7 protein-coding genes are annotated in these 13,098 nt (G+C 69.0%); 2 read left to right on the forward strand and 5 right to left on the reverse strand.

Going from position 1 to position 13,098, the window contains the following annotated elements:
• Positions 1–10: 10 nt before the first annotated feature.
• The 3 genes from WMF19_RS18880 to WMF19_RS18890 all read right to left on the reverse strand — a co-directional run bounded on the left by WMF19_RS18880 (position 11) and on the right by WMF19_RS18890 (position 9,978).
• Positions 11–4,183, reverse strand: coding sequence for an Eco57I restriction-modification methylase domain-containing protein (locus tag WMF19_RS18880; RefSeq protein ID WP_437900365.1), 4,173 nt, complete (start codon positions 4,181–4,183; stop codon positions 11–13).
• Positions 4,180–7,824, reverse strand: coding sequence for a DISARM system SNF2-like helicase DrmD (drmD, locus tag WMF19_RS18885; RefSeq protein WP_437900366.1), 3,645 nt, complete (start codon positions 7,822–7,824; stop codon positions 4,180–4,182). Before drmD ends, WMF19_RS18880 begins: the two co-directional genes overlap by 4 nt.
• Positions 7,825–8,136: 312 nt before the next feature.
• Entirely contained in the window at positions 8,137–9,978 is a 1,842-nt protein-coding gene (locus tag WMF19_RS18890; protein WP_437900367.1) for a tetratricopeptide repeat protein, read from the reverse strand.
• A 644-nt stretch (positions 9,979–10,622) separates the two neighbouring features.
• On the opposite strand from WMF19_RS18890, the gene WMF19_RS18895 reads away from it, so the two are divergent.
• Both WMF19_RS18895 and WMF19_RS18900 read left to right on the forward strand, forming a co-directional pair.
• Positions 10,623–11,393, forward strand: coding sequence for a hypothetical protein (locus WMF19_RS18895; RefSeq protein WP_437900368.1), 771 nt, complete (start codon positions 10,623–10,625; stop codon positions 11,391–11,393).
• Entirely contained in the window at positions 11,390–12,004 is a 615-nt protein-coding gene (locus WMF19_RS18900) for a hypothetical protein (protein WP_437900369.1), read from the forward strand. The genes WMF19_RS18895 and WMF19_RS18900 overlap by 4 nt, the downstream gene beginning before the upstream one ends.
• 528 nt (positions 12,005–12,532) lie before the next feature.
• Here WMF19_RS18900 and WMF19_RS18905 read toward each other — a convergent pair.
• Entirely contained in the window at positions 12,533–12,850 is a 318-nt protein-coding gene (locus tag WMF19_RS18905) for a hypothetical protein (protein ID WP_437900370.1), read from the reverse strand.
• A complete protein-coding gene (locus WMF19_RS18910) occupies positions 12,847–13,080 on the reverse strand; it encodes a hypothetical protein (protein WP_437900371.1) in 234 nt (77 codons plus the stop codon). The genes WMF19_RS18905 and WMF19_RS18910 overlap by 4 nt, the downstream gene beginning before the upstream one ends.
• Positions 13,081–13,098 lie beyond the last annotated feature (18 nt).

Here is a 13,098-nt window from a genome sequence, read left to right on the forward strand (position 1 = left end):
CAGGCTCGGTTCAGAAGAGCTTTCCCTGCGCGGTCGCAGGTTTCTTGCCCTTGCCCGGCTTCTTCTCTGCCGAGACTTCCTTCGGCGCATCGTTCGCGTCGTCGTCGTCTCTCGCCGCGCGGCCCTTCTTCTTGCCTGCGAGTCCGAGCCGCTGCTCCTCGCGCGCGCGCTCGGCGTTCAGCACGTAGAGGCGGTCGATGACCTCGTCCTCGAACGCCTGGAGCGCCTCGCAGTCCGTATGCGTCAGGGGACAGTAGGGCGGCACGGCGATGTCGCTCCATCCGTAGGCGGCGAGGACGGCGCGGTCCATCTCCTCGTGGAGGCGGCGCAGTTCGAGGATGCGCTGATCGTTGCAGGCCGGGTCCTTAATCGCGTTGTAGATCTTCGTGAGACCCTGGTTGGTGTCGATCATGAAACGAGCCCGGGTGTCATAGAGGTGCTCTCCGACTAACCCAAGCTCGGGGATGACCGTTCGCGGGTCGGATCTTGGAAAGGGGAAGGTTTCGAAGCAGTCGGAGGGGCGATAGCCGCCGCGGTCTTCGAGGCCAGAAGAGAGTAGGGATGCCCAAGGAATGTGAGTGCGAGATTGAAGCACCGCAAATGTGCTGAAGTCCTGTAGCGGAAAAACGTAAAGATTATGGCTGAAGATCCAAGTCGACGGGACGAGTGCGAATACCCGGTGTTTGCTTATGCCGGACGTTGCCAGGCATCGGTCGAGCGGGGCGATGGTCGCGTAGAGCGCAGGGGCCGTCTCGCCGAAGCGCCACCAGTATTTGCGTCGGACCTCGCGGTTGTTTTTATCCCGCTCGGGCTTTACTTTCTCGCGCACGATGCGGATGAGATCTGGCCATCGCTCCGCCTCCGCAAGCTCCATCTGCCCGAAGCTAATGACATGTCGATCGATCGACTGGGTGGGGCTGGTGTTGAGCTCTTCACCGCCGAGGTAAGGGAAAATGCGTTCAGCGTTCTTCGGGCTCTTCTTTACGAGGGCATCTCGTTCGGCCGGTGTAAGTATGAACCCCATGCCAAGTACGATGCTGCCCTGGAAGCTACTGTTGGCGTTTGCGCTCAGTGCTTCCGGATCGAGACGCTCGGGTTTGGGTCGCAAGCGCGAGTTGATGACCGGAACGGGCGTCCCATTGAGTGCTGGTCGAGCATGCGGTATCGCGCGACCGTGCGCTCCGTGCACAAGTGACACCGTCACCGCCGCAGCACCGGGCCACGGCATTGAGTCCGTTGCGTCGTAGAGTGTCCAGTTGCGGCGTACTAGCTCGGCGAGCCCGGTGGTGCGTGTGTCGCCCTGCGCTATCGTGTTGGTCGCGATGAGACCGAATGTCCCGTTCTCGCCGAGGAGGGTCGCCCCACGGCGGAAAAAATGTGCTGATAGGTCGCTGTTGCCGTGTGCAGCCGGGGAGACGCATTTGAGCCAGTCGAGGTAGCCGCCTGGATTTCCGTCGATAATGTTATTCTTGCCGCCGAACGGCGGATTTCCGACAACTCCCTCCATCAGCACGGCGCCGGTGACCTCGCCCCTTTGCAGGGGGTCCGGCCGCTCCTCGAAGAACACCTCGGGGAACTCGATCCACCAATGGAACGGCGGAAGCTTGTCGCGCGCCTCGGCCGAAAGCGCCTCCAGCTCCTCGCGCGCCGCCGTTGCCGCCGCGAGGTCCGCCGCCCGCTCTTTCTCCGCGCGCATCTCGTCCAGCGCGCCTCTCTCCCGCCCGAGCCACGTTTCCACCAGCGCAAGCCTTCGCTTCCGCTCCTTCTCCCGCGCCGCGTCCTTCGTCTCGGCGAAGAACGCCCCCACGCACGCATCCGCCACGACCCGCACCCGCTCGATCGCCTGCTGCGAGAACTCGAACAGGCGCCGCTTCTCGCCCTGCGAAACCGGATCCTCGTGATCGGCCAGTGCTAGAATCTGCTGCCGCAGCTCCACCGCCTGGTCGAGCGCGTCCCGCAACAGCACCCGGACCGTCTCCGTCTGTCCCGAAGGCGCCCAGTGGAATGCCTCGATCTGCCTGAAGTCGAGCCCTACGAGGCTGTCTCCATGCCGTAGCGCGTGATCCACGAATGTGAACGGCAGCGTACGGCTCAACGTCACCAGCCACAGCGACAGCTTCGCCAGCTCGACGGCCGCAGCGTTCTTGTCGACGCCATAAAGGCACTGCTGCGCCACGAGCCGCCGCGCGTGGAGGTGCGCATCGCCGTGCTGCTCGATGACGCGTGCGAGCTCGCCCTGCCGCGTCCAGGCGGCGACGATCTCCCCGGCCAGCTCACGGCACGCGGCGACCAGGAACGCCCCGGAACCCATGGCCGGGTCGCAGATCTTGAGCTGGAGGATCTGCTCCGGCGTGCGCGCCTCGCCCAGGCACGCGAGGAGCGGCTCCACCGTGCGCCGCACGACCTTCTCGGTGAGCGAGCGCGGCGTGTAGTGGCTGCCGGTACGGCGGCGCTCCTCGCCGGGCTGCAGCACCAGCCGGCCGGTACTTGCGCGATGGCGGCTCTCATCGCCACGACGGACGCCCGCTTGCGCAGCAAGCGCCTCCACGAGCGCGCCGTCCTCCGTGCCGGCCTCCTTCACCGCCTTCTCGATCGCCTGGACCGGCCCCGGATTCAGGCCGCAGGTCTCCTTGAGAAAGCGCGCCCGGTCGGTCGGGCTCATCGCGCGGAGGGCCCGGGTCTCGGCCCATACGCCGAACTTGCCGAGCCGCACCGCGGGGCTCTCGATCCGGAGCACGTGGTAGCCCATCAACGACTCGTAGACGCTGCCGATCTGCTCGACGTCCAGCGTGCGGTAGCTGAGCCGCTGCCCGCCAAAGACAACCAGCCGGTGCAGCACCTTGTAGACCGTGCCGTCGTCGATGCTCGGCGGCCGCGCCTGCGCGCGCGCCCCCGGGTCGGTCACCGCGGCCGTCCAGCCCGGCAAACCGCCCTCGAGGAACGGGTACGTGTTCGGGTCGAACAGGCGGCCTCGCCGCGGCGGGAGCTCGATCGTGCCGTGCTTCACGCCGAAGAAGACGGCCCGGAAGAGCGCAAGGAGCTGCCCGTACGCGCCGAAGCGGTGGTGCATGCTCTCGGGGTGGGCGCCGGCGTCGTGGCTGAGCCGCGCGTACAGGCCGCCGAGGCTCAGGTGCTCGGCGTACGTGCGGTGCTCCACCGGCAGGAGCGCCTGGTCCTCCGCGTAGAGCAGGAAGACGAGCCGCAGCACGACCGAGAGCACGCCCTGGTAGAAGTGGTCGCCCTCGGCCTCGATCGCCGCCCTCAGCCAGTCGAGCTGGTCGCGCCCGTAGTCGCGCGCGGCCGCGGCCTCGAAGCCGGCGACGAGGGTCTCGACCGCCTCGAAGACCTGCTTCGCCAGCTCCTCGGTGACGTCGGCCTGCCGGCGCCGGCTCTCGGCGAGCAGCCCCTCGAGCGTGTGCTCGGGCGAGGCGCTGTACGCCCGCCGCGCGTGGAGCAGCAGGTCGAGCGCCGTGAGGAGCGGGCGGCCCTCCGAGCCGCGCAGGTGCTCGACCCGGAACGTGAGGTGCGCCGCCGACTCGCCGGCCGGCGCGTAGACGAGGCGCAGGTGCGCGCCGTTGAAGAGGAAACCGACGGGGACGCCGGCGTGCCGAAGGAGGCGCTCGAGCTTCGCCGTCGGCGGGTAGCGCCACGGCCCGGTCTCGCTCTCCGGCTCGTCGAGGTCGAGGCCGGCGCCGGTCTCGGTGAGGTCCCACAGGAGCGCGAACCACGGCTTCTTCGCGTCGGAGGCGCCCGGCTGCGCGGCGGGCTCCGAGGAGGCCCGCGACCCGCCGTCGCTCGCCGCCCCGCCCTGCGAGGCGCTCGGCGCCTCGTCGAACGCGGCGAACGGGTCGTCGGCGGCGAACGGGCCGCGGCCGAGGGCGAAGCTCGGCCGGATCTCCTGCCCGCCCTCGGCGGCGTAGAACGACAGGTCGGCCGGCAGCTCGGCGCGCGGCACCAGCATCGCCGGCGACGCGTAGCCGAGGAAGTCGCGGAAGAACGCCTCGAGGCTCCGGATGCGCGGCGGATCGCCCGTGAGCTGCGCCTCGAAGGCCGCCGAGAGCTCCGGCCGCTCCTCGGGGGCGATCTGCGCGTCGGCGAGCGCGGGCACGCTGAAGACGAGGCCCTCGATGGGCTGCGCGAGGCCGAGCCACTTCTTGTGAAAGAGAACGTCGCGATCCTTCATGTCATCGACTCCGGCCATGCGACGACGAGCCCCACCGGCGTGAGGCGCGACATGCGAACGTCGTAGAGCGCCTCGATCGCGGCCGGCTCGGACTCCATCTCGCCCGCGGCCGCCGCGCGCCGCCGCTCGAGGTGCCGGAGATCGAGGTCCACCTGGCGCTTCTGCTCCTTGTCCTGCAGGTTGAAGAGGTCCGGCTGGCGGAGGCGTGCCTCCGCCTTGTCGATCGCCGTACGCTGCCGTGCGAGCAGGCCGCGCAGGTCGTCGACCTCGCGCCGCGCGCGCTCGGCGAGGCCCTGGCGCGCCTCGACCGCCAGCGCGTCGGCCTCGGCCTCCAGGTGCGGCCAGAGGGCCCGAAAGAGCGCGTCGGCGTGCTGCTGGATGCGCTTTCCGATCGTCGCGCTGGGCGCGTGGCCCGAGCCCGCCAGGAGCCGCTCGGTCGAGGTGATCGCGTTCACCGACGTGGCGCGGTCCTTGTACGGCTTGATATCGCTCGCCTCGCCGGACCACGCGGCCGCGACCGGGACGAGCTGGTCGTGGAGCCTCGCCGCCCCGATGCCGAAGAGCGTGAGGCGGGCGAACCCGATCACGCGTACGACGCTCTCGCCCGGCGCGACCACGGCGCTCACCCGGGTGAGGTCGTGCGCGCCGAAGCCCTGCGCGAGGAAGCGATCGAGGATGCGCTTCACGAGCGGGTGCGCGAGGTGGATCTGCTCGGCCCCCTCGGAGAGGCTCGCCAGCGGGTGGAAGGTCACCGGCCGCGGAGGTTTCTGACGCCACTCCCAGAAGTCCTCGGTGCGCGCGCGGGGCGGCCTCAGCGTGTCGAGCGTCGCCTCCCAGGAGCGGTCGAGCGCCGGCAGCTCGTACGTCGCGCGGCCGTCGCTGGTCTTGCCCGCGTCCTTCAGCGACGAGGCGCCCGCGAGCCGCAGCCCGATCTCGACGACGCCCCGCAGCGACTCGGGCTCCACCTCGAGCGTGCGCCGGGAGCTCTCCAGGCGCCGGCCGGCGCGCTCGACCTCGGCGCGCACGGCCTCCAGATCGGTGCGCCGCGCCTCGAGCTCGGCGTCGACCGTGGCGGTCTTCGTGTCGGATCCGACCTTCTCCACACTGGCGCGCGCCTTGCGCGTGATGCCGTTCGCGAGCGCCGCCTCGATCTGGCCGAGCAGCACCGCCCCGAGGGAGCCGAGCTCGCGCTGCACCGTGGCGATCTTGCGCACGACGGTCTCGAGCACCTGATCCTCGCTCCGCTGCGGGTAGACGAAGTAGTGACAGCGGACCTCCGCGGCCGGCTGGAGCGTGCGGTCGATGCGGCCGTTGCGCTGCTCCATGCGGCCCGGGTTCCAGGGAATGTCGATGTGGAAGAGGTCGGCGCAGTGCGCCTGCAGGTTGACGCCCTCGCGCGCGGCGTCGGTCGCGACCAGGATGCGCACGGGGTGCTCGTCGGGCGCGCTGTTGAACGCCCGCTGCACCTCGTCGCGGGCGTCGTCGCCCATGCCGCCGTGGAACTGCATGATCCGCTGGTCGCCCTCGTCGGTGTGCGCGACCGCCGCGGTGAGGAGCTCGACGAGGTAGCGCTTCGTGTCGGCGTACTCGGTGAAGAGGATGACCCGGCGCGGCGTCCAGGCGCGGCTCGCGCGCGCGTCCGCGCCGAGGCCGATGGCCGGGCACAGGTGCTCCCGCATCCAGCCGAGCAGCGCCAGCGACCGGGCGTCGGGCTCCCCGCGGGCCTTCTCGGCGAGCGCGCGCATCTCGGCGAGGAGCGCGCGGGCCTCGTCGGTCGGGCTAGGGAGCGCCGCGCTGGCGCGACGGACGGCCGCGTCGCTCTCCTCGGCGAGCGCGTCGTCGGAGAGGCCGTGCGTCTCCGGGTCGGCCTCGACGTCGGTCGCGGCCGAGCCTCTGGCCGCCCGCGCCTTGAGGGAGAGCTTCTGCTGCTGCGGCGCGGCGACCGGGCCGCCCTTCTTCGCGAGGCCCTGCGCATGGACCTCGAGCGTGCGCGCGAACGCCTCGGGGCTCGAGAGGAGCCGCTGCTGCATGTGGATGAACGGGAGCCGGCCCTGCCCGGACTCCGGCGCGCAGAGCTCCATGTAACGCTGGAGCTTCTCGCTGAGCGAGAGCTCGATCGGCTGCCCCTGGCCGATGTCGCTCGCCACCGTCTTGCTCTCCTCCCCGGTCTCGGCGTCGTAGCTCGTCCGCTCGAGGCGCCACGTCCCGCCGCGGTTCGAGAGGGCGAGCTGAACGAGGAGGCGGCGGGGAAACCGCTCGACGCCGAGCTGGCGGAGATCGCGCTTGAGCCGGCGCACCATGACCGGATCGAGATCCTTCTTCCCCTCGACCGGGACGCCGCGCGTGAAGCGCACCGGGTCGAGGATCTCGAGCAGCGCGCTGAAGCTGTTCGAGTGGCCGTTGTGCGGCGTGGCGCTGAGGAACATGCGGTTGTCGAAGCGGGGGGCAAGGTCGCGGATCGTGCGCGTGATGTCCGTGTCGGTCGCGTACTTGCTGGCGGAGGCCGGTGCGGCGACGTGGGCCTCGTCGAGGATGAGCAGGCCCTTGCGTGCCCGCTCGCCGAGGTGGTGAAGGAGCGGCTCGCGGTACTCGCTCCGGCGCAGGAGGGCGTGCGAGACGATGAAGCGGTTGTGGGTGCTCCAGGGGTTGATACCGAACCCGTGCTCCTGCCGCCTGTAGGCGACGAACTGCCGGGTCATGACCTCGAAGCGCAGGCCGAAGCGGCGCTGCATCTCGCCCTGCCATTGGAGGCAGACCGAGGCGGGGCACACGACGAGGACGAAGCTCGCCTGCTGGCGCAGGAGCAGCTCCTGGAGCACGAGGCCCGCCTCGATGGTCTTGCCGAGGCCGACGTCGTCGGCGATGAACAGGTTGGCCCGCGGCAGCTCCAGCGCCTTCATGAGCGGCGTGAGCTGGTGGGCCATCAGCTTGATGCCCGCCCGGAAGGGGGACTGGAAGCGGGTGGCGTCCGCGGCGCTCACCGCGCTCCACTTGAGGGCGTGCAGGTAGGCGCCGAAGTGCGCGGGGGGATCGAGCCGCGAGGCGTCGCCGAGGCCGTGGGTCTCCGGCTCGACGACGCGCGCGCCGAGCTCGAGGTTCCAGAGCACGTCGAGCTGGCGTCCGGGATCGTCGTCGTCCAGGCAGACGAGGCGGACAAGCGGTGACTCATCCCCCGCGCCCAGGACGACGTCGTCGACGAGCCACTGGCGGTGCCGGGCGTGCACGATCTGGCCCTTGGCCGGCAGGCTGTCCGCGCTGGCAGCGGGCGGCCGTACCGTCGCCGCACGCGGATCGAACCCGGCGGCCTCGAGCACGAGCGCCTGGAGATCACCGCGCGCCCGGGCGGATGGATCGAGGCAGTGCCGGCGGCAGACGGCGCGGAGCTCGTCGCGCCCGAGCTCACGGAGAAGGGTAGGGAGCCGCCCGCCCAGGTGCTCGGAGAGCCTGGAGGCGAGGCGGTCCTTGTTGCCGACGATGTCGCGCACGTCGCAGCCGAGCAGCCGGCAGAGGTCGAGGAGCCGTCCTGCGGAGATGACGGCGAGGACCGAGGGGACGGTGGGCGTCGATGGATCCGCGGGGGGGCCGAAGGACTGAAGGGTAGCGGTGGTGTCGGGCGCTTTGAGCGATCGTCTCGCGGGCATTCCTGCCTCCGGCGGTGCCCGAGCGCGGGCAACGGCCTCAAGGGGCCGGAGCATATCAGGGGATCGCGCGAGGTGTTGGGTCGCGAGTCGGGTACTCGATCTACCCACCCTGGTGGCCGCGTGGCTCCGGGCCCGGCACGACGAGCTCGGGCCTGATGAGGCCATGGGTTCGCTGTTGAAGGGCTCGCGAAGCCGGACCCGGCGGCTGCTCGTGCGGCGGCCCAGTCCGGGCGCACATGGCCCCCTGGCGGACGAGCTCAACGATCGTCGTCACCCGGCCGAAGTGGGCAAGGATCTTCGTTCTTGGCTGAGTCAAGAGGGGCCGCCCTCCTTCGAGACCGTGGCGGGCGTCTTGTGGTCTCGATGTGCTATTGATTGGTAAAATCCCCCTGCTGCGCCGCCGTAGAAGGCCGCTTGTTGCTCCAGCCTGCGCGCTTCGCGCTCGTCGCCCAGGGCGCGGCGGCACCTCGACAAGCCGTCCAGGGACGGGGAGTGATGGGGGTTCATCTTCAATGCTCGCTGAAAAGAAGCTTCGGCGTCAGATGGACGGTTGAGCTTGATGAGACACTCGCCGTGTACATAGTGGGACGCGGCTGTCCGGCCACCATGCTCAAGCGCGGCCTCGGCCTCGGCGAGCGCTTCGCGAGGCGCTGCTTCGACCAGCAGCAGGGCCAAGTGCTCCCGAGTCTCGTGATCGTCTGGTCTCTCGCCCAGGATAGCGTAGAGGTGCGCGATGGCCTCGTCGATCCTGCCGTGGCGAACAAGATGGTCGGCCAGATAGCCACGAGCGAACACAGAAGAGGGCGAACGCGCGACCGCCTCGCGGAGGAGCGCCTCGCGCGCAGCCGCGGTGAGGTGCTCCCACGGAGCAAGCGCTCGAAGAACCAGCGACTCCGCCTCGAGCTCATCGTTGCTCTCGTACAAGCTCCTGAAGGCTGCCTCCGTCGCCGTAGAACGCTCCGCCGGCGACTTGGTGAGCTCGGTGACGAGTGCGGTGCCCTGTTCCAGGATCCGTACCAGCAGCCGTGGTACCTTGGACGTCTCCAGGAATTCGTGCTGCTCCAGATCGCGTCGTACCCGCTGCGCCATGTCCGACATCTCTGCGGCTATCTCACGCATCGCCTTTTCGGGTTGCGTGTTGATGAGAGCATGGATGCGCGCTGCACGCTGTTCTTCCTGCATGACCAAGCTGAAGATGCTTTCGATTGCGTGCGTCTGGGCGACGCGCCGTAGCGCATCGGCATACGGCGAACGCATGCCTCGAACGACGATCACCGCAAGCTCGTCGCGTGTATATGCTCGCAGCTCTGAGCGCAGCCGCCGGAGGTGCGCGAAGTGCTCGCCGAGGATGACGCTCAGCGATGGATCGGTCTGTGCGTGAGCGCGCACGCGGGCGACGGCACAGGCAACGCGTAGCTCGAGCTCGATCTCGGCGGCTGATAGCCGGCCGCCGGTGTGGCTCGCCACGTCGTACGTCGCGAACGCGCTGGCGAGCTGCACGAGGGTTTCGCCCTGGGGCAGCTCGCCCGTGCCCCTCCGAATGGCCTGCAAGGTGCGCTTGTCCAGGCGGGTGTCTCGGCGGAGGCGTTCCTGGGATGGGACGCCTCTGCGCGCCCGGCGGACCAGATCGTCGTAAACGCCTTGGAGACCAGGTTGCTGGTACCACGCCGGGATCGCCTCGAGAACGGAATGTATGTCTCGGTATAGGACGAGGTACGCGGCGCACCGTACGAGGACGTCCGCGAGCAGCCCGGTGGATTGCAGGAGCGACGAGAAGAAGAAGGAGTCGGCCGGGAGCGCGCTGGGATTCAACAGCCGTGCGAGCTCGTCCCATCGATCGAGCACATCTTCCAGTGCGGCGGCCACGAGCTCATTGTGGATGTATATCTCTTTCCTCGTGAGACCTCGCGCGGCGAGGTAGTCAGGGGTGAAGAGGGCTTCGAGCAGCACGCGGACAAGGGCGGCCCGCTTTTCGGAGCGAACCTGCGGCTCGTCTCCGAGGACGCGCTTGGCGGTGGTCGTGGACATGCCGCCAGGCCGATCCTGGATGCGCTCGCGCAGCCGGAAGGCCGAGGCCAGCAGGGCTAGGAGGCCCCCGCGCATCGGCAAGGGCCCGGGGATGACAGGGGGGTTCATCGCTTTGGCCTTGGACATAGGTCGCGACTTCGAGAACCAGGGAGGCGCCCCGGCATGGAGCACGAGGGCGCCTCCGCGGCCATCATCTCTTCGTGGGCTGCGACGCCTCGGGCTGCGGCGCAGGAGGGGGCGGCGGGTTGGGGTGGCCCTGGGCGATCCTGTTGTCCCGGTCGGCCCGGTAGGCGTCGCTGGTGGGATTCTTGGTGACGGACCGCTGATCGTTGGGGTGGGCTTACTCTTGGACATGGGCGCTTCCTTTCGGTTCTCTGGGATGGCGGCCGTCCGTGAGGGCCGGCCGCAGGAGAACCATGCTTCCGCCCGCGGCACGGTGGCAGGGTGAAAACCGGGCTCATGAGGCGTGAGCGGGTCGGGGGCCGCTCGCCCGCCGGGGCATAGGGCTCGTGCATGGCCGTGCCGGTTCGCAGCCGCGAAAGGAGGAGGTCTCTGGGTCGCCGATGTAGGTTCGGTTCGCCATCGTACCACACGGCACGCACCTCCTCTCTGGCTCCACCCGGCGCGAAGAAGCCCGAGGCCGTCCCGACGCCCCCCGGAGGAGCGCATGCTCGGCGACGACCACGAGGCACGTGCGATGGCACGGCGTAGGTGGCGAGCACGCTGTCACGCATGACAGCGGGCACAGCAAGACTGTAGCCTCGTCGTGCATGCTGAAGGCGCTCCTGCACGGGAAGCTCGGCCGGGTGGCGGTCGGCGTCGACGAGGAAAGCGACGGAGACACGCTGGAGGAGGGAAACACCCAGGAGACGGCGGCGGACGGGCTGACGGAGCTCGAGGACCCGCTCACGTCGATGGTGTTCGAGCGGCTGGAGTACCTGCCGGCCGAGCTCGCGTGGACCATCCTGCGTGGCGCGAGCAAGCCCCTGGGCGATGGTCCGCCGATGCCCGCGATCCCTCCCGTAGAGGTGCCCTCGTGGTCGTTCTGGCCCAGCCTCCGGCCAGGCGATGGAGGGCGGAACAAGGTGCGGGTCGAGCCCGATGTGCTCGTCTCGTGGGGCGACACGCTGCTCCTGATCGAGGCCAAGCATCGAGGATTCCAGGACCCGGCACAGTGGGTGGAGCAGATTCGCGCGGCGCGGGCGACTCCAGCGCACTCAAAGAAGCAGCTATGGCTCATCGCGGTGGGAGGGCTCGTGATGCAGGAGGGGCATGCCTACCTTGCTCGTGTTCGGCGCGAGGTCGCGAGCGATGTCGCCGGGGTGCTCACGATCCGATGGGAGGATCTGCGCGAGGTGCTCTATCCGATCGAGGCCTCGGCGCGCGCATCACCGCAAGCGGCGATCCTGCGCGACATGGCTGCGGCGCTCGAAGCGTGGGGGTATCGTAGGAAAACCTGGTTCTCGTCGTTGCCGACGGCCACAGAACGACTCGGGAGCGAAGGCTCGGTGTGCATGATCCAGCGGTGGAGGATCCGGTGAGCGAGAAGAACGTCGATCTGGCTGGGGCGCTCGTCGATGTGCGTCGCGCGTACAGGCTCCTGCACGCCTACCATCGGCGGCTGTGCGATCTGCTGCAACTGACAGACGAATTTCTAGCCGAGCGGGGCTTCGAATTCGAACGATGGGCTCCCATCAACGTCGCGAGGCTCCCCCAGTCGACGAAGCCGTTCTTCCGGCCTGAACACTGGGCATGGGACCTGACGCCGGCCTACCAGGTCGAGTGCGTCTGGCAGGCATCTGGCAACGGAGCTCATTGCAAGGTCCACATCCATGCCATCGCGGATACGGGATACGATGACTCCTGCGACGGCGAACCTGACCCTGCCAGCCTCAAGCCCGCCGAGATGGCGGCCTCCGAGCTCCGGATCGGCTTGCACCGCACACGAGCCAAGAAGCCCGATTGGAGCTCCGCCTGGAGCCAGCTCTCGCGCTCCGCCAACAGGAAGAATGGGGCCGAGCACAAGGTCAGGGTCGGCGGAGATGAATACGCGTATCGTTACTTCGATCTGAATTTCGCCGCGCTCGGGGACGAGGGTGCCATCAACGAGAAGCTGCTCCTTCCGCTCGACAGGTGGCGGCTGGGGGCGTGATCCATCTCGGCAAGCGCAGCGTCTCGGATAGGTCCGGGATCTTGCGTGACCTTTCCACGGTCCGCTACCATCGCCGCGCATCGTCATGCTGACCGACGAACAGCTCACCACCGTCTGGAAGGGCTTCACCCCACCTGCCGGGTGGGCGAAGTGGCGAAGAGACTACCTCGACTTCCTCTCCTGGCTGCGCAACGCCTCCGGAGTCCGAGCTGCGGACCGAAGCTGCGCAGAGGAAGCTCTGGAATGTCGGTGATCATCGCGTCCCGCGTCCGATCGGTGAAGACCGCGGCCCCATGATCGGCAGCGTTCACCGTTCACTGCCGGCACCCGCGCCGAGCGCAGGCGGCCTCGCTCCAGCTGCTTCGCGCCAGTCGCCGCCGGTCGCCGCTCGCCGATTCGGTCGTCGAGCCGTCGCTCTCGCTGCCATTTGCTCTTGACCCGCAACGCATGGTGCGGTCGCACCATGCGTCCGCCAGCAACAGAGGAACAAGACGTCCTTTACTGGACGGGTACGGTGGAACGCTCCGATCAGGAACCCAGCGTCGGCGCGACCTCGCGGAACGCCGCGAACCCCCAGTCGTCGACGAGGCGCTTCACGCCGAGGATACCAAGGTCCTCGAGCACCCGCACGAACACCGTGCGCAGGAGGAAGAGCACGGTGCTCTTGCGCACGGCGGTGCCCACGAAATCGTCGAGCCGCCCGCCGACCTCGGCCTCGGCGTGCAGGCGAGCGAGCTTCCCGGAGATGGCCGGATAGCGCCGCACCACCTCGATCTGCGCGGCCACCATCGCCTCTTGAAGCTTCTGCAGATCCTTCAGCCGCGCGCTGCAGGTCTCGGGTTTCACGGGAGCCTCCGGAACTCGGCGATGCCGTCGAGCAGCGACGGGACCGAACCCGCCCTCTGCGGAACGGTGCTCAGGCGAGCGTGGTCCGCAAACGCCTCGGCAGCGCCGGCGCATTCGCTCTCGAAAGGGAGTTTGGGGTACGCCTCGACCTCATCGAGCGGCTGCCCTTCAGGAACAGACCGCGACATGTCCAGCGCGTAGATCCATGTCTCGATGTTGCGCTTCGGCACCAGCCGAACTGCGCGGGA

This window comes from Sorangium sp. So ce124, from assembly GCF_051525235.1.
Classification (GTDB): Bacteria; Myxococcota_A; Polyangia; order Polyangiales; family Polyangiaceae; genus Sorangium; species Sorangium atrum.